Origin of the sequence: Flavobacterium sp. 40-81, from assembly GCF_001898245.1 — a bacterium.
Lineage (GTDB): Bacteria > Bacteroidota > Bacteroidia > Flavobacteriales > Flavobacteriaceae > Flavobacterium > Flavobacterium inviolabile.
On the sequence record NZ_MKTM01000005.1, the window covers coordinates 136,914 to 155,101 of the forward strand.

At 40.1% G+C, this 18,188-nt stretch carries 17 protein-coding genes; 13 read left to right on the forward strand and 4 right to left on the reverse strand.

Annotated features, from left to right (window positions below; translation table 11 throughout):
* Nucleotides 1-17 precede the first annotated feature (17 nt).
* The gene (locus BGO42_RS01045; protein ID WP_273245038.1) at nucleotides 18-548 is read left to right on the forward strand and encodes a YceI family protein; all 531 of its coding nucleotides are present in this window, start codon (nucleotides 18-20) and stop codon (nucleotides 546-548) included.
* Between the two features lie 171 nt (nucleotides 549-719).
* Entirely contained in the window at nucleotides 720-1,595 is an 876-nt protein-coding gene (fabD, locus tag BGO42_RS01050; RefSeq protein ID WP_177730069.1) for an ACP S-malonyltransferase, read from the forward strand.
* Nucleotides 1,596-1,662: 67 nt separating this feature from the next.
* Here fabD and BGO42_RS01055 read toward each other — a convergent pair whose 3' ends face one another.
* Nucleotides 1,663-2,913 carry an ABC transporter permease gene (locus BGO42_RS01055; protein ID WP_177730070.1) on the reverse strand — a complete coding sequence of 417 codons (1,251 nt, stop codon included), beginning with the start codon at nucleotides 2,911-2,913 and terminating at the stop codon, nucleotides 1,663-1,665.
* Nucleotides 2,914-3,222: 309 nt separating this feature from the next.
* Between BGO42_RS01055 and purH the strand changes: the two genes are divergently transcribed.
* The 6 genes from purH to rodA are packed head-to-tail and all read left to right on the forward strand — an operon-like array spanning nucleotide 3,223 to nucleotide 10,284.
* Entirely contained in the window at nucleotides 3,223-4,749 is a 1,527-nt protein-coding gene (gene purH, locus BGO42_RS01060) for a bifunctional phosphoribosylaminoimidazolecarboxamide formyltransferase/IMP cyclohydrolase (RefSeq protein ID WP_177730071.1), read from the forward strand.
* Nucleotides 4,750-4,802: 53 nt separating this feature from the next.
* Nucleotides 4,803-5,831, forward strand: a complete 1,029-nt coding sequence (locus BGO42_RS01065) for a rod shape-determining protein (protein WP_177730072.1) — start codon at nucleotides 4,803-4,805, stop codon at nucleotides 5,829-5,831.
* An 11-nt stretch (nucleotides 5,832-5,842) separates the two neighbouring features.
* Nucleotides 5,843-6,670, forward strand: a complete 828-nt coding sequence (gene mreC / locus BGO42_RS01070) for a rod shape-determining protein MreC (protein WP_273245035.1) — start codon at nucleotides 5,843-5,845, stop codon at nucleotides 6,668-6,670.
* A complete protein-coding gene (locus BGO42_RS01075; RefSeq protein WP_177730074.1) occupies nucleotides 6,663-7,169 on the forward strand; it encodes a rod shape-determining protein MreD in 507 nt (168 codons plus the stop codon). The genes mreC and BGO42_RS01075 overlap by 8 nt, the downstream gene beginning before the upstream one ends.
* A complete protein-coding gene (mrdA, locus tag BGO42_RS01080) occupies nucleotides 7,166-9,028 on the forward strand; it encodes a penicillin-binding protein 2 (protein WP_273245032.1) in 1,863 nt (620 codons plus the stop codon). Before BGO42_RS01075 ends, mrdA begins: the two co-directional genes overlap by 4 nt.
* On the forward strand, nucleotides 9,028-10,284 hold the full coding sequence (gene rodA / locus BGO42_RS01085; protein ID WP_177730076.1) for a rod shape-determining protein RodA: 1,257 nt from the start codon (nucleotides 9,028-9,030) through the stop codon (nucleotides 10,282-10,284). Before mrdA ends, rodA begins: the two co-directional genes overlap by 1 nt.
* On the opposite strand, the gene BGO42_RS01090 is transcribed toward rodA, so the two are convergent.
* Entirely contained in the window at nucleotides 10,285-11,103 is an 819-nt protein-coding gene (locus tag BGO42_RS01090; RefSeq protein WP_273245029.1) for a DNA/RNA non-specific endonuclease, read from the reverse strand. It abuts the gene before it with no gap.
* Nucleotides 11,104-11,195: 92 nt separating this feature from the next.
* Between BGO42_RS01090 and BGO42_RS01095 the strand changes: the two genes are divergently transcribed.
* Nucleotides 11,196-11,714, forward strand: coding sequence for a hypothetical protein (locus BGO42_RS01095; protein ID WP_273245027.1), 519 nt, complete (start codon nucleotides 11,196-11,198; stop codon nucleotides 11,712-11,714).
* A 41-nt stretch (nucleotides 11,715-11,755) separates the two neighbouring features.
* On the opposite strand, the gene BGO42_RS01100 is transcribed toward BGO42_RS01095, so the two are convergent.
* The gene (locus BGO42_RS01100) at nucleotides 11,756-12,865 is read right to left on the reverse strand and encodes an ABC transporter permease (protein WP_273245025.1); all 1,110 of its coding nucleotides are present in this window, start codon (nucleotides 12,863-12,865) and stop codon (nucleotides 11,756-11,758) included.
* Nucleotides 12,865-15,078, reverse strand: coding sequence for a carboxy terminal-processing peptidase (locus BGO42_RS01105; protein ID WP_177730080.1), 2,214 nt, complete (start codon nucleotides 15,076-15,078; stop codon nucleotides 12,865-12,867). Before BGO42_RS01105 ends, BGO42_RS01100 begins: the two co-directional genes overlap by 1 nt.
* 186 nt (nucleotides 15,079-15,264) lie before the next feature.
* Between BGO42_RS01105 and surE the strand changes: the two genes are divergently transcribed.
* From surE to BGO42_RS01125, 4 genes are read left to right on the forward strand one after another with little or no spacing between them, the layout of a single operon-like run.
* Nucleotides 15,265-16,041, forward strand: a complete 777-nt coding sequence (surE, locus tag BGO42_RS01110; RefSeq protein ID WP_177730081.1) for a 5'/3'-nucleotidase SurE — start codon at nucleotides 15,265-15,267, stop codon at nucleotides 16,039-16,041.
* Between the two features lie 10 nt (nucleotides 16,042-16,051).
* Nucleotides 16,052-16,327, forward strand: coding sequence for a hypothetical protein (locus BGO42_RS01115; RefSeq protein WP_246297018.1), 276 nt, complete (start codon nucleotides 16,052-16,054; stop codon nucleotides 16,325-16,327).
* A gap of 23 nt (nucleotides 16,328-16,350) precedes the next feature.
* On the forward strand, nucleotides 16,351-17,463 hold the full coding sequence (gene lpxB / locus BGO42_RS01120; RefSeq protein ID WP_273245022.1) for a lipid-A-disaccharide synthase: 1,113 nt from the start codon (nucleotides 16,351-16,353) through the stop codon (nucleotides 17,461-17,463).
* Between the two features lie 44 nt (nucleotides 17,464-17,507).
* Complete coding sequence (locus tag BGO42_RS01125) at nucleotides 17,508-18,170, forward strand: C40 family peptidase (protein WP_273245020.1); 663 nt, start codon at nucleotides 17,508-17,510, stop codon at nucleotides 18,168-18,170.
* Nucleotides 18,171-18,188 lie beyond the last annotated feature (18 nt).

The window sequence follows — 18,188 nt, forward strand, 5'->3', positions numbered from 1 at the left end:
TTTAAAAAAACATTATTATGGCAACAACAAAATGGGCAATTGACCCGACACACTCCGAAATTGGTTTTAAAGTTAAACACATGATGTTTACAAATGTCTCCGGAAAATTCGAAAACTATGAGGCAACCATCACTACTGAAGACGACAATTTTGAAAATGCAAACATTAGCTTTACAGCAGATGTTAATTCTATAGACACCCGTAACACCGACAGAGACAACCACCTGAAAAGTGCTGACTTTTTCGATGCGGAAAACCACCCGAAATTAACGTTCAAAGCCTCTTCTTTTTCAAAAGTTGATGATGAGAACTATGAATTATCCGGTGATTTAAGCTTAAGAGGCGTTACAAAATTTGTGACCCTTCCGGTAGAATTCAGCGGATTGATGAAAGATCCATGGGGCAATACAAAAGCCGGTTTAAACATTAGCGGAAAAATAAGCCGTAAAGATTGGGGGCTAAACTGGAACTCTGCACTGGAAACCGGTGGTGTTTTAGTGAGCGACGATGTTCGTTTGAATATAGAATTACAATTATTAAAACAATAATCTGGTAATCATTATTTTTTTGGTTAAGTAAGTTATCCCTGGAATTCCAATGAATTCCAGGGATATTTTTTTTACAAACCGGCAGTCAGCAAAGCAACCCGCATTATCTTAATCTAAAAAGTACTATTTTTGTCCGGACAATAAACAAACAAAACCAACAAAGAATAGTATATGAAAGCATATGTATTTCCGGGTCAGGGTGCCCAATTCACCGGAATGGGTAAAGATTTATATGAAAATTCAGCATTAGCAAAGGAATTATTTGAAAAAGCAAACGAGATATTAGGCTTCCGCATTACCGACATTATGTTTGAAGGAACTGCCGAAGAATTAAAAGAAACCAAAGTAACACAGCCGGCAGTTTTTTTACATTCGGTTATCTTAGCAAAAACATTAGGAGCCGATTTTAAACCGGAAATGGTTGCCGGACATTCTCTTGGTGAATTTTCTGCTTTGGTCGCTAACGGAGCGCTTTCTTTTGAAGATGGCCTGAAATTAGTTTCCCAACGTGCTTTAGCCATGCAAAAAGCCTGCGAGATCACACCATCTACTATGGCTGCTGTTTTAGGTCTTGAAGATAAAGTTGTGGAAGATGTTTGTGCGGCTATTGACGGTATCGTAGTGGCTGCCAACTATAACTGTCCGGGGCAGTTAGTTATTTCAGGAGAATTAAAAGCGGTTGAAAAAGCCTGTGAGGCAATGAAAGAAGCCGGCGCAAAACGCGCATTGATCTTACCGGTTGGTGGTGCTTTCCACTCGCCAATGATGGAACCGGCCCGTGAAGAACTGGCTGCAGCGATTGAAGCGACAACGTTTTCAAATCCGATTTGCCCGGTTTATCAAAACGTTCCTGCCAATGCCGTATCAAATCCGGACGAAATTAAAAAGAACCTGATCATTCAGTTAACCGCTCCGGTAAAATGGACACAGTCCGTACAACAGATGATTGCTGACGGTGCCACTTCTTTTACAGAAGTAGGTCCCGGAAAAGTATTGATCGGATTGGTGAATAAAATCAATAAAGAGGTGGCTACCGCTTCTGCATAGTCTGCACCTTATATAAAACAAAAATCCGGAAGCAATGCTTCCGGATTTTTTATAGCTGTATTTTTTATTACATTCCACTTCTGATGGCTTCTACCGGATCTAATTTTGATGCGGAAATAGCCGGAATAATCCCGGAGATCAAACCGATAAAAGCGGCTAAGGAGGTTCCGATGAGAATATTCCAGAATCCCAGGACAAATTCAAAATCCAGGACCTTGGACATCACCATTGCGATTATCCAGACCAACAGCATCCCTACCAATCCCCCGATAACGGAAAGGATAATGGCTTCAAACAAAAACTGGAATAATATAAAACGGTTTTTAGCGCCCAATGCTTTTTGAATCCCGATCAGGTTCGTTCGTTCTTTTACGGAAACAAACATGATATTCGCAATTCCGAAACCGCCAACCAATAATGAGAATCCGCTGATAATCCAGCCCACGACATTCATCTGCCCGACAATACTGTCAATAAAATCCGTGAAACCGGACAATACATTGATAAAGAAATTGTCAATTTCACTGGTTTTTAAACCGCGGAATGTTCGCAGCTTCTGCGTAAGCTCTCCTTTAAACGCATCGATATCCACTCCTTTTTTAGGACGGATAAGAATGGCGGGCGTTAGCATATCGCTGTTATCGCCATACAGCCTTCTCAGGAAGTTTACCGGTAAAAAAGCGGAAATGTCTTTACTTTTCCCGAACGTACTGGCTCCTTCTTTATCCAGAACTCCGATTACCGTGAACCGCTGTCCGTATAAGCGGATCTTTTTACCCAAAGGATCGATACCGTTAAACAAACCTGCTGCCACTTCACTTCCGATAATGATGACCGGTGTTCCGGAGTTGGATTCCGATTCGGTAAAAAACCTTCCTTTGGCAAATTTTAATTTTTCAATATCGACAAACTCGTTTGTACACGGATTAATACTGATGCCGCTAACGGTGTTCGATTCATATTTAATATTTTCGGCACGGGTAAAAAGATTGAACGAAATTTTGTCCATCTCTTTCAGCGAACGCTTTAAATAATCAAATTCTTCGTAGGTAACATCCGGAAACTGCTCGCGTTTCCATTGCGGGATATCTGTAGGCCCGAAAGAAAAACGCATTAAATAAACCGTGTTCTTATCCAAACCGCTTAAATCGTTCTTAATTTTCCGGTCCATAGAATCCACAGCCGCCAAAACTGCAATAATCGAGAAAATCCCTATGGTCACCCCTAACAGGGACAATAAGGTTCTCAACTTATTATTTCGCAAAGCATTGAGTGCAAAACTCAGGCTTTCTTTTAACAGTCTTAAATATAAAAGCATAGTGTCTGTTTTGACTTTTGTAAAATTCTTTATTTTTTCAATAATATCCTAAACAATTAGTACCTAAAACACCGGAAATGTTACAGAAAAACAAGACAAATATCCACAGGCATTAACAGAACGAAAATCACACTTTTACCGGCAGCGGCACAAGTAAACTCCAAAGCCTAAAGTAGCACTCTAAATAAAGCTGTTAATCGTAACGAAAACAATGAAAAAAAATAAAAAAACATCAAAATCTAACCCCTATTATCTTGAATGTTAAAGTAACAATAACTACTTTTGCACCTTTAAAAACACAACAACACAATGAACACTACAAAAACCATTCAATCTGCTTTAATTTCAGTATTTGATAAAGACGGATTAGAACCTATCGTTAGAAAATTACACGACCATAACGTAACCATTTATTCAACGGGCGGAACCGAAGATTTTATCAAAAACCTGGGTATTCCTGTAGTTCCTGTAGAAGATGTTACTTCTTATCCTTCTATTTTAGGCGGACGTGTAAAAACGCTTCACCCAAAAATCTTTGGCGGAATTTTAAACCGTCAGGATCACGAAGGTGACGTGCAGCAGATGGAGGAATACAAAATCCCTCAAATTGATTTGGTAATTGTAGATTTATATCCTTTTGAAAAAACGGTTGCTTCCGGAGCCGGTGAAGCGGATATCATTGAAAAAATCGATATCGGCGGAATTTCCTTAATCCGTGCAGCAGCAAAAAACTTCAAGGATACTGTTATTGTTCCTTCCGTTAACGAGTATGCTTTATTTTTAGAAATGATCACTATTGGAAACGGTGCTACCACTCTTGAAAACAGACGTTTGTTAGCCACTAAAGCTTTCCATGTATCATCGCATTACGACGGAGCGATCTTTAATTATTTCAATACAGACGAAACCATCTACAAAGCAAGTATTACAGACGGTCAGGTTTTACGTTATGGCGAGAACCCGCACCAGAAAGGATATTTCTTTGGCGAATTCGATAAAATGTTCACCAAAGTACACGGTAAAGAACTTTCTTACAACAACCTGTTGGATGTTGATGCTGCTGTAAACCTGATGAACGAGTTTAAAAATGACAATCCTACATTTGCCATTTTAAAACACAACAACGCTTGCGGTATTGCTACCCGAAACACGATGAAAGAAGCTTACCTGGATGCTTTAGCCGGTGATCCGACTTCTGCTTTCGGAGGGGTTTTAATCGCCAACGGAAAAATTGACGAAGCGGCTGCCGAAGAAATCAACAAGCTGTTTTGTGAAGTGGTAATTGCTCCGGCTTATGACGAAAAAGCAATTGCGATTTTAGAAGAAAAGAAGAATAGAATCATCCTGATTCAGAATGAGGTGGAATTACCTACAAAACAGGTAAGAACATGTCTTAACGGAATGTTAATTCAGGATAAAGATAACATTACAGACAATAAAGAGCACTTAAAAACCGTTACCTTTACAGCACCTACAGCGCAAGAAATTGACGATTTACTATTTGCTTCTAAAATTTGTAAGCATACTAAATCCAACACTATTGTTTTTGCTAAAAACAAACAATTGTGTGCTTCCGGAACCGGTCAGACATCACGTGTTGATGCGTTACGCCAGGCAGTAGAAAAAGCCAATTCATTTCATTTTGATCTAAACGGAGCGGTTATGGCAAGCGATGCTTTTTTCCCGTTCCCGGATTGTGTTGAGTTAGCGAAAAATGCTGGTATTACAGCTGTAATTCAACCTGGTGGCTCTATTAAAGACGAATTAAGCATTAACTATTGCAATGAAAATAAAGTTGCAATGGTATTTACGGGTGTTCGTCATTTTAAACATTAATTTTATTATTTTTGTAGGCTAATTATTTATAAATATATTAAACCCTTTTTTGTATGGGATTTTTTGATTTCATGACTGAGGATATTGCGATTGACCTTGGTACCGCAAATACCCTTATAATCCACAATGACAAAGTTGTCGTTGATAGTCCATCTATAGTTGCTCGTGATCGTGTTTCTGGGAAAATTATTGCCGTTGGTAAAGAAGCAAACCAGATGCAGGGTAAAACTCATGAAAACATTAAAACCATACGTCCTTTAAAGGATGGTGTAATTGCTGATTTTGATGCGTCGGAAAAAATGATCAGTTTGTTCATTAAAAGTATTCCTGCGCTTAAAAAGAGAATGTTCACACCGGCTTTGCGAATGGTGGTTTGTATCCCTTCCGGTATTACCGAAGTGGAAATGCGTGCGGTAAAAGAATCCTGCGAAAGAGTAAACGGGAAAGAAGTATATCTTATCCATGAGCCTATGGCTGCGGCTATCGGTATTGGTGTAGACATTATGCAACCGAAAGGAAACATGATTGTAGACATCGGTGGTGGAACAACAGAAATTGCAGTTATTGCTTTGGGCGGTATTGTATGTGACAAATCGGTTAAAATTGCCGGTGACGTTTTCACGAACGATATTGTATACTATATGAGAACCCAGCACAACCTTTTCGTTGGAGAAAGCACGGCTGAAAAAATTAAAATTGCTATCGGAGCTGCGACAGAAGATCTGGATACGCCGCCGGATGACATGTCTGTACAGGGACGTGACCTGTTAACAGGAAAACCGAAACAGGTGGATGTATCGTATCGTGAAATCGCAAAAGCTTTGGATAAATCCATTCAGCGTATCGAGGATGCCGTTATGGAAACCTTATCGCAGACACCTCCGGAATTAGCAGCAGATATCTACAATACCGGAATTTATCTTGCCGGTGGAGGATCGATGCTAAGAGGACTTGATAAACGAATTTCACAAAAAACTGATTTACCGGTTTACATCGCTGAAGATCCATTGCGGGCAGTAGTTAGAGGAACCGGAATGGCATTAAAAAACATTCAGAAATTTAAAGGGATACTTATCAAATAAAGAAATAATTCATGCAGCAAATTTTTAACTTTATATTAAAAAACAGTAACAAGTTACTGTTTTTGCTGCTTTTGGGCATTTCTTTATCTTTAACGATACAATCGCACTCATATCACAGGAGCCGTTATATCAGTTCGGCAAATGCATTTACCGGTTTTGTTTACGAAAAAATCAATAATGTAAAAGAATACCTGAATCTTCGCGAGCAAAACAACCAGTTGGCTTTCGAAAATGCAGAACTGAAAAAACTGCTTTACAACGGAGTGGATTCTTTGGGCACTAACGTTTCGATGCCGAAACCGTCCGGCCTGGAGAATATTAAAGTGTATAATGCCAAAGTAATCAACAACACTTTTAACAGTAAAGAAAACTACCTGACGTTATTGGGCGGTGAAAAAGACGGTTTAAAAGCCGATATGGGCGTTGTGAACAGCTTAGGTGTTGTCGGGATTATCGAAAAGACATCGTCCAGTTATTCGACTGTACAAAGTGTTTTAAACGTCAAATCGCAGATCAATGCGAAAATCAAAAAGTCCAACCATTTCGGTTCCCTGATCTGGAACGGACGTAATGTTGGTTTTGCACAGTTAATCGACGTACCGCGACTGGCTTCCGTTAGAAAAGGAGACACCATCGTAACCGGTGGGCGTTCGGAAATTTTCCCGGAAAACATTCCTATCGGAACGATTGACAAAGTATATATCGATAAGGCGACCAATTATTACACCCTTAATGTTCGGTTATTCAACGACATGACGAACTTAGGTCATGTGTATGTAATTGAAAATTTGAAAAGAGCAGAAATCCAGAAACTAGAAGAAGAAACAAAAAATGAATAGCACGTTTATTACAAATAGCTTACGGTTTGTAATGCTACTTGCCATACAGGTTGTTATTTTTAACAACATTAATTTTCTAGGTTTTATCAATCCCTATCCGTATATCCTTTTTATAATTTTATATCCGGTTAACGGAAATAAAGCAGGATTGCTGATGGCCAGTTTCTTCCTGGGCCTTATCATGGATATGTTTTCCAATTCGGGAGGCGTACATGCGGCTGCCTGCGTTACACTGGCTTATTTCAGACCGGCTTTCTTCCGGTTTTCATTTGGAGTGAGTTACGAATACCAAACCGTTAAAATAACCGATAAGCTCTCCCCCGAGCGTTTCTCATTTATACTAATAGCTGTGGTAACCCACCATTTGGTACTCTATTTATTAGAAATATTCCGTTTTAATTTTATTTGGGATATTTTATTACGAACTTTACTAAGCACAATATTTACTTTACTACTTTGCATCATAATTATTTATTTAATTAAGCCTAGCAAACGATGAGAAAACTTTTATTACCTGGTTTGATTGTTATTTCAGCACTGCTGATAATGGCAAGGCTTTTCTATTTGCAAATTTTAGATGATTCGTATATTCAGAAATCGGATAACAATGCGATTAAAATTAAATATGAATATCCGGAACGCGGTTATATCTATGACCGTAAAGGACAGCTTTTGGTTGCTAACCAGCCGTCTTATGACATTATGGTTACCCCAAAAGACGTTAAAAATATTGATACTCTTGAATTCTGCAACCTGTTAAATATCACGAAAGAAGAATTCATCAAAAAAATCCAGAAAGCCCGTGTGTACAGTCCAATGCTTCCTTCTGTGTTCATCGCACAGCTGAACAAGATGGAATATGCGGCCTTTCAGGAAAAAATCAGAAAGTTCTCCGGTTTTGAAATTTTAAAGCGTTCGCTAAGGGATTACCAGGTAAATGTTGGTGCCAATATTTTTGGCTACATTACCCAGGTTAACGACAACATTATCAAAAAACACCCGTACTATAAAAGCGGGGACCTGATTGGTATGCAGGGTGTCGAACAAATGTATGAAGACATCCTGAGAGGAACCAAAGGGGTAAAATACATCCAGCGTGACCGTTTCAACAGGGATATAGGTCCTTATAAAGACGGTATCTATGACACGATCGCCATACAGGGAGAAGACATTACACTAACCATTGATGCCGAGCTTCAGAAATACGGCGAATCCTTAATGGTTAACAAAAGAGGCGGTATCGTGGCTATCGATCCGAAAAGCGGTGAGATCCTGGCACTGGTAACCGCTCCGTCCTATGACCCGGCTATCTTAGTGGGTCGCGAGCGTTCAAAAAACTACACCATGCTGTTTAACGATTCTATCGCAAAACCGTTATACGACAGGGGGTTACTGGCCGAATATCCTCCCGGATCACCGTTTAAAATACTTACCGGATTGATCGGTTTACAGGAAGAAGTAATCGATGAAAACACCTCATTTGTTTGTCATCACGGGTTTTCTTATGGTAGAGGTGCTTTTATGAAATGCCACTGCCCGGGCGGAAACATCCAGCTTCACAACGGTATTTACAAATCCTGTAATGCCTATTTTGCCAATGTTTACAAAAGAACGATCGAAAAATACAGCAAACCGAGATTTGGAGTTGATGCCTGGAGCGGCCATCTGAAAAGCTTCGGATTGGGTAACTTCATGGGCTACGACTTACCTCCGGGAAGAAAAGGACATATTCCGACATCAAGGTATTATGATCGCTGGTATCCAAACGGCGGATGGAAAGGAACAACCATTATTTCCAATTCTATCGGTCAGGGTGAGGTTACCATGACACCTATTCAGTTAGCCAGCATGATGGCTACCATTGCGAATGAAGGGTATTATTACACTCCTCACGTAATTAAAAAGATTGAAAAGCATAAGATCGATAAAAAATTCACGACCAAACACGTTACTACTATTGACAAACAATATTTCCGTCCGGTTATTGACGGTCTTTTTGACGTGTACAATATGGGAACGGCAAGAAGCCTGCGCGTAGACGGCATTGAAATTTGCGGTAAAACCGGTACTGCCGAAAACTTTACCAAGATTAACGGAAAACGTGTTCAGCTTACTGACCACTCCGTGTTCGTTGCATTTGCGCCCAGAAACGATCCTAAGATCGCTATTGCGGTATTGGTTGAAAACGGATATTGGGGTGCGCGTTGGGCAGGACCTATTTCCAGCTTAATGATTGAAAAATACCTCAGAGGTACCATTACCCGAACAGATTTAGAAAAAAGAATGCTGGAAGGAAGCCTACAGCACGAATATGACAAGGTTACCAGCGGATTACCTTTTACAATTAACAACAAATAATGAAGAACCAAAGTGTAGCGAGTAATATCGATTGGATTACAATACTTATTTATATTGTATTAGTTGCCATGGGATGGATGAATATCTATTCTGCTTCGTTACCATTGGAACAAACGTCCATATTTGACCTGAGTCAGATTTACGGAAAACAGATGCTGTTCATTCTTCTGGCAATTCCGTTGATCTTCACAATACTATCTGTGGATGCCAAGATTTTCGAGAAATATGCCGTCGTCTTTTACGCCCTCGGTATCGTGTTGTTATTAGGACTCTTCGCCTTTGGTAAAACCATTAAAGGACAGACCAACTGGTATCAGTTTGGCGGTTTCGGTTTCCAGCCCTCGGAATTTGTGAAAACCGCAGCAGCCTTGTTACTCGCCAAACTACTGAGTGACACCCAGATAAACATCAAACAATTCAGCCATCAGGTACTTGCGCTGGCCGTTTTTGGCTTTCCGGTTATCCTGATCATGCTCCAGCCCGATGCCGGTAGTGCCATGATTTTTATCTCACTGGTATTCGTACTTTACAGGGAAGGTTTGCCAAGCTGGTATTTATGGACCGGATTTATCGCGATTATACTCTTTGTCCTTGCCTTGATTATCAAGCCTGTTTTCATTGTAATCCTGGCGCTGATGATCATGATTATACACTATATCTTTAACCGGCGAATTAACCGGAATCCGCTCGTGTACGGTATCATTTTCGTACTGATTACCGGTTTTGTATTCTCGGTAGACTACGTATATGAAAATGTACTGGAATCGCACCAGAAAGACAGGATCAATGTACTTTTGGGTAAAGATGTCAACATGCAGAAAGAAGGATACAACCTAAACCAGTCCATGATTGCGATTGGTTCCGGAAGCTGGATCGGAAAAGGCTACCTGGAAGGAACACAGACAAAAGGCGGTTTCGTTCCCGAACAGCATACGGATTATATTTTTACCACTGTTGGTGAAGAATGGGGATTTGCCGGAGCTGCAGTTGTTATCGCGTTATTCGTGACGCTATTCCTGCGGATCATCTATTTGGCCGAACACCAGAAAACAAAGTTTAGCCGTGTCTACGGGTATTGTGTAGCCACTTTCCTGTTTACCCACTTCTTTGTAAACATTTCAATGCTAATTAAAATGTTCCCGACCATTGGAGTACCACTGCCCTTTTTCTCGTACGGTGGTTCCAGCTTGTGGGCCTTTACGATTTTACTGTTTATCTTCCTGAAAATGGATGCGAATAAGGTAAACGAATGGTAGTTAATTAAAACTCCAGCCTTTATAATCACTCGATTTTTCGAATTTGTTTTCTAAAGCATCCGGTAATTGCGGAAAGAAGTCAATACCGGTTAATTTTTCGATGGTATCCACATCCACAACAAATTCATAAAGCGGTTTCTCGCTGGCTTCATGCGGCACCAGGAAACCAATCATCTTATCGCCTTTTTTAGTCATTAAAACCTTGTAGAAATAGTCCGGAACCGCTACCTGCTCCTTCCCGATAGTCTTCAGGTTATCCGACAATACACCGCCGGTCACAACATAAAGTCCGTCGTATTTTGTAGCCCAGTAGCGTACTTTCTGCTCCAGCCTGTTCCAGACACCATCGTTAAAATCATGCCGCTGGGGCGAAATATTGGACGTTAAAAATGTTTCCTGATACATTTCATAATCCTTTTTCCGATCGCCCGCCGGACACAAATGTCCTTTATCGTAACCGGAATTTTTATAGTTTTTCCAACTGGCAGAACCCGTTTTTACCGCATTATCTTCAATAAAAAAAGGTCGTTTGTAATCCCTGTTTGAAAAGTCGTTTTTCGTTAGCGTATAGGCTACCCACTCCGATTGCTCATAATCTTCGGCATACGAAAACGTATAACTGTTGTGGGTAATAACCACACCGGTAGTAGAGGTCGGATAATAATCGAATCCATTTTGCAGGACCGGACTTACCGGCGATACAATACTCTCTTTCGGGTGTTCATTACTGATTACCACTGTATTTTCAGTGTTTTGACGGCACGAATGCAGCAAAAAAATCAGGACAGCCAGTTTTATCGGGATTACAATACTCTTCATCGCAATTAATCAGTATATGGTATAATTTTTGTTACATTTGTAAAGATAGCAAATAGTTATAACGCATTTTACAATTCAAAAAAGTATAATTTATGAGAATGAAATTAATGTTGGCTGTGTTGATTATGGCAACACAATTTAGTTTTGGACAGGAAATCGCTAAAGAAACAACAACCAATGCTGAAACACATATTAAAGAAACACAGGACGAATTAAAAAGAATCAAAGAAGAAAAAGAGCGTATTGAAAAAGAAAAGCTCGACAATGAAAAAGCGCTGGCACTTAAGGAAGCCGAAAAACAGCGAAAAATAGCCGAAAAGGAACAAAAAAGATTGGCTAAAGAATTAAAGAAAGCCGAAAAGGCACATGCCAATCTTGAAAAAGCACAAAAGAATGTGCATAAAGCAACCGACAGAGTTCAGAGCAGTCAGAAAGATTTGGACAAACAAAATGAAAAATACCGAAATCTGAAAGACCGTAACAAGCTTACTGATGAAGACGACATCAAATGGAAAAAGAAGCTTTTAAAGCTTGCCAATAAAAATAAAGAACGAAAAATAGAATTACAGGAAGCGCAATTAGCATTAAAAAACCTGAATTCTAATTCCTAATAAAAAAGCCATCTTCACGATGGCTTTTTTATTATTGCTATTTATGATGCTTTTACATCCAGGGCATCCCGGAGCGCATTTCCTATCATCATAAAGGCCAATACCAGCAGCAGCATCGCTACTCCCGGGATAATCGCCAGATACGGCTTTCCTAATATGATATAATTATAGTTATCCTTAATCATGGAACCCCAGCTCGGAACCGGAACCTGTGCGCCCAGTCCTAAAAAGCTCAGTCCGCTTTCCACCAATATGGCCGAAGCAAAATTAGCTGCCGAAATTACAATTACCGGCGCCATACTGTTGGGTAAAATATGGTTGAAAATGATACGGCTGTTTTTATAGCCCAATGCCCGGGCTGCCGTTACATACTGCATTTCCCGGATACTCATAACCTGTCCTCTGACCACACGGGCCACTTCTACCCACATCGTTAATCCGACCGCTACAAATACCTGCCAGAAACCTTTTCCTAAAGCCAGTGTTATCGCAATAACCAGCAGCAAGGTAGGAATAGACCAGATCACGTTAATAAGCCACATGACAAACGCATCGACCTTACCGCCATAATAACCGGCAATGGCACCAAAGAAAATCCCTACAATCAGAGAAATCAGTACCGCGACAAAACCAATCGCAATTGAAACTCTCGAACCAATGATCAGGCGGCTCAGCAAGTCCCGCCCCTGGTTGTCCGTTCCCAAAAGAAAGGTTTTCTCCACTATGTATTTTGTCTTCAGCATTTCCGGATCCTTTTCTTTCCCGAAGGCGGAAAGCGGGATTTTATCGGTGATAACGATATTCTTGTCTTCCGAGTATTCGTCAAAATACAGGGAATCGTTTGCTATTTTATAGGCGTTAACCGGTTTTTTGGTAAAATAATCCGGATGTCCTGTAAAGTAATCATACCAATGGCTTTCCGGCTGTGTTTCCAGCGGGATATGGAGTACGGTCACTTTAAAACCGGGTTCTTTGGAACGTATTGCCAAATCACCCCAGTTGGCATATTTGGAATTATCCGGAGCAATAAAATAGCCGAACACGGCTACAAAGATTAATATTGCAATAAACACAAAACTGAAAACGCCCCAGAAGTTTTTTCTAAACTTCCGGAGCGCTAAAGCTGTAAGAGATTGATTCGATAAACTCATTAATTTACTTTATCAACAATTTTATTTTTTTTGTCTTTTAACGTTATCGTTCCTTTTACATTGGCATTCATGCTTTTCATATCCGTCAAGATATTCAAGGCTTCATCAACATACACATCGTTATTTAAACTCTCGTGCCAACGCTGTCTTTTCTGAGCTAACAAGGTGTCGTTTTTGAACAATTCCATTTCGTATGGCAATGATGTAAAGGTCAGACTGTTTTTATAATCTGCCAAAGCTTTGAATTTTTTAGCGGTCGCTTCCACTGCCGATTCTTCTGCTTTGAATTTTTTGAAATTCAGACTGTACACATTCATATCCTTACGGGAGCTGATCCATTTCGCATTTTCATCGATCAGTTTAAACTGCTCGTTATCTGCCATACGCTCTTTACTTTTGGCAATAGTTCCTGAAAAATCAAGTCCTTTTACCGGTTGGTAATTTGCCGGATCAATTTTGTCCCAAGGCATTGCATTGTCAATATCACGTTCGCCCATATCGATATAAGAATAACGATCCGGCATCACGATATCACTCAACACCCCTTCACGCTGTGTAGAACCACCGTTTACTCTGTAGAATTTCTGAGTAGTCGTTTTTAAGGCACCTAAATCACCATAAGGATTGCTTCGGATAAACTGATTCAGGTCGATTACATTCTGAACGGTTCCTTTACCATAAGTATGTTTACTTCCGATGATCACACCTCTTTTATAATCCTGGATAGCTGCTGCAAAAATCTCCGATGCCGAAGCCGAGAAGTTATTCACCATTACCACAAGCGGACCATCCCAGTGTACTTTTGACTGTTTGTTGTACAGTACTTCTTTTTTACCGTTAGCCGATTTGATCTGTACCACCGGTCCCTGATCGATAAACAACCCTACCATGTCCACAACGGTTTGCAAAGAACCTCCGCCGTTATCACGCAAGTCCATTACGATTCCCTGAACATTCTGTTTTTTCAATCGTTCGATTTCCTGTGCCACATCTTTAAAGGCATCTCTTTTATCTTTATTTTCAAAATCAATATAGAATTTCGGTAAATAAATTACGCCGTAAGTTGCATCCCCTTTTTTAACTAAAGACGATTTTGCGTATGTTTCTTCAATTTCAACCACTTCACGGACAATCGGAATTACTTTAATGGTTCCATCCACTTTTTTAACGGTTAAACGAACTTCCGTTCCTTTTTTACCTTTAATTTTTTTCACCACATCGTCCAGACGCATTCCAACCACATCAACCGGTTCGTCATTTCCCTGCGCTACTTTCATGATCAGGTCACCCTGCTCCAGTTGTTTTCCTCTCCAGGCTGGTCCGCCAGGGATCAGTTCTGTAATTTCGGTGAAATCGTTTTTCTTTTGTAAACGGGCTCCGATTCCTTCCAGGCTTCCGCTGATGCTGATATCGAATTTCTCTTTATCATCCGGAGCAAAGTAGAAAGTATGCGGGTCAAAACGCTCTACAATAGCATTCAGATAGACAGAGAACCAGTCTTCACGGTCTAATTCCTGAATGAATCCAAAATATTCGTCTAACGATTTTAAAGTCGTTTCACGGGAACTTTTCTCTAATTCTTCAACTGTTTTTGGTTTGGAATCAGCAGCTTTTTTAGTTCCTTCCGCTCCTTTTTTATCTGCTGTACCTTCTTTCTCTTTTTCCTGTAATTTCAGCTTGTCGGTAACCGAAGACAAGACATTCAGTTTTAACTGTTTTTCCCAACGGGTTCTCAGTTCCGATTTGTTTTTAGAAAACGGCTGTTTGTCATAATCCACGCTGATCTCCTCATTTGTATTGAAATCAAATGGTTTGTCCAGTACATCTTTATAGATTTTTTTTGATTCCGCCATACGTTCCATCAAACGTTGGTAAGTCAGATCAAAAAAGGTCAGATCTTTATTTTTGATCATGTCATCGATCTGCGTTTCATATTTGGAAAACTCATCCAGATCCGACTGAATAAAGAATCGTTTCGAAGGATCTAAGGCAGAAATATATTCTTTATAAACACTTTTTGAAAATGCGTCATCCATCGCCACAGGATCATAATGCCCTTTTTCTAAAACAAATGTCAACAGTTCCAGCAAAAGCTTGTCTTTTTCAGGATCTGCTTTTTTGTTAGGCATAAAACTCCAAAGTATTGCTGACAAAGCGGTTATCACCAATACAATCTTATAATTTCTCTTCATAAATTGCCAAAAAGTATTCATTACTATTTTTCAACTAAATTACATAAAAAAGGATGTTACTCTCTTAATATACGGATAATTTTTTGTTAAAGGTTTCTTTTCATTACGGAATTATCACAGATATTCCAAAACTTTAAAAATCAAAAATTGTACCAGGACAAATTTAGAAATTGCTTACTTTAGCGAAACTAAAAAAATACCCCCAAAATGAGTAAGAAACCTTTAATATTGGTTACGAATGACGACAGTATTGTGGCACCGGGAATCAGAGCACTGATTAGTGTAATGAAAGAAATCGGGGAAGTTGTGGTAGTCGCTCCGGACAGTCCGCAATCGGCTATGGGACATGCTATCACCATCAACAATACGCTGCATGTAGAGAAAGTTACCATTGATGCCGACCTGGATACCGAATACAGCTGCTCCGGAACTCCGGTAGACTGTGTTAAAATTGCCGTTCATGAAATCCTGAAGCGCAAACCGGATTTATGTGTATCGGGCATCAACCACGGTTCTAATTCTTCTATCAATATTATTTATTCCGGAACCATGAGTGCCGCTGTAGAAGCCGGTATTGAAGGGATTCCCGCCATTGGTTTCTCTTTACTGGATTTTAGCTGGAATGCCGATTTTGAGCCGGCAAAGGAATTTGTCAAAAAAATCACCCTGGAGGTTCTGGAAAAAGGCCTGCCGGACAGCGTTATTCTGAATGTGAATTTACCGAAACTTCCTGCTCAGGAAATCAAGGGAATCAAAATATGCCGTCAGGCAAAAGCCATGTGGGAAGAGCGTTTTGACAAAAGAACAAATCCGCAGGGAAAAGAGTATTACTGGCTTACCGGTGAGTTTGTCAACCAGGATAAAGGAGAAGATACAGACGAGTGGGCTTTGGCCAATGGTTATATTTCCGTTGTGCCGGTTCAGTTCGACCTTACCGCACACCATGCCATCCAGCAGTTGAACACCTGGAATCTGAACAATTAAGATTAAAACGATGATGCGTACAAAAGATTTAATAATAGGATTTATAATCGGAATACTTGCCGCAGGCCTTGGCTCCTGCCTGTTCCTGTTATTGTTTACGGACATTCACACCATTCAGGGTCTGAAATTTATCCGTCAGCAAAACTTATCCGGAAAGGTCATTACCCTTGGCGCTGTTTTCAACCTGATCTCGTTCTTTTTATTATTAAAATTCCGCAAGGAAGAAATGGCACGTGGCGTTATCCTAGCCACTATCGTTTTAGCAATATTAACCGTTATCCTATAACAGTACACAGAAATCAACAAGCGATGAAATATTACATTATAGCCGGAGAAGCATCAGGCGACCTTCATGGTTCGAACTTAATGAAGCGCCTTTACCAACACGACCCGAATGCCGAAATACGTTTTTGGGGTGGCGATCTGATGCAAAAAACCGGAGGCACTTTAGTTAAACATTATCGCGACCTTGCTTTTATGGGATTCGCGGAAGTGGTTATGAATCTTAAAACGATCCTTAACAATATTAAAATATGCAAAGCCGACATACTGGCTTTTCAGCCGGACGTGCTGATATTCATTGACTATCCCGGTTTTAACATGCGCATTGCAAAATGGGCAAAAGAGCTGGGTATGAAAACCCATTATTATATTTCCCCGCAAATCTGGGCGTGGAAAGAAAACCGCATCAATGCCATCAAACGGGATGTGGATAAAATGTATGTCATCCTGCCTTTTGAAAAAGATTTTTACGAAAAGAAACACCATTTCCCGGTAGCTTTTGTAGGCCACCCGCTGATTGACGCTATCCACTATCGCGAAAAAACCGATACGGCACGATTCCGACAGGAAAACGATCTGGATGAAAAACCGATTATTGCCCTGCTGCCCGGAAGCAGAAAGCAGGAAATTTCCAAAATGCTTTCGGAAATGCTTTCTGTAGTGGATGCTTTTCCGGAATACCAGTTTGTGATCGCCGGGGCACCAAGCCAGGATTTTTCTTTTTACCAGCAATTCCTGACCAACAAAAGGGTACACTTTATTTCCAACAAAACCTACGATCTGTTAAGCGTGGCACATGCCGCCCTGGTTACTTCCGGTACGGCAACACTGGAAACTGCCTTATTTAAGGTTCCCGAAGTTGTTTTATATAAAGGAAACTGGATTTCCTACCAGATTGCCAAGCGTATCATTACCTTAAAATACATTTCGCTTGTAAACCTGATCATGGATAAAGAAGTGGTTACCGAATTGATTCAGGGCGATTGCAATCCTAAAAAAATCAAACAGGAACTCTCTAAATTATTAGAACCGAATCACCGCGCTAAGCTCTTGAAAGAATATGATTTACTGGAAGAAAAGCTTGGTGGCGAAGGCGCGAGCGAGAAAACAGCACAGTTAATTATAAATAATTTAACATAAGCCGGCGAAAATATTTCCCTATTTTTGTTCAAAAGCGATTGATCATGAGAAAGGTTATACAAGTATTCTTTTTATTATTTTTAGTGGTTTCCTGTAAGTCTACAGCACCAACAATTATTACTTCTAAAAAAGAAGCCGAAAAAAAAGGACTCTATTCCTATACTCAGAAAGAAAGATCAAAAACTGTAGCTTCCTCTTCAAAATCTTCTAAAGCTGACAAAAAAGCGGAAGAAGAATCCCGGAAAACCGATCGTAAAAAACGTAAACTGGTTGAAAAAGACGAACCGGAAAACGATATTATTGTAAGCGATGGAAGCGACAGCTATATTGCAGAACAGTTAACCAATACCGCTATGGACTACCTGGGTGTTCGCTATCGCGGTGGCGGAACGACCCGTGAAGGAATGGATTGTTCCGGACTGGTAACTGCCGTATTCAGTTCTTTTGACTTATCGCTGCCCCGCAGTTCCAACGATATGGCAAAAGTGGGAGAACGACTGGAATTCAAAGACATTAAACGCGGTGACCTGGTATTTTTCAGAACCAACGGTAAGCGCATTATCAACCATGTAGGACTTGTTGTGGAAGTTGTGGAAGATGAAATTAAATTTATCCACTCTTCTACCTCCAGCGGTGTCATTATTTCTTCCACAAAAGAGCCTTATTATGAGCGTTCTTTTGTACAGGCCAACCGAATGGTGAACTAAAATAATTTTCATATACCG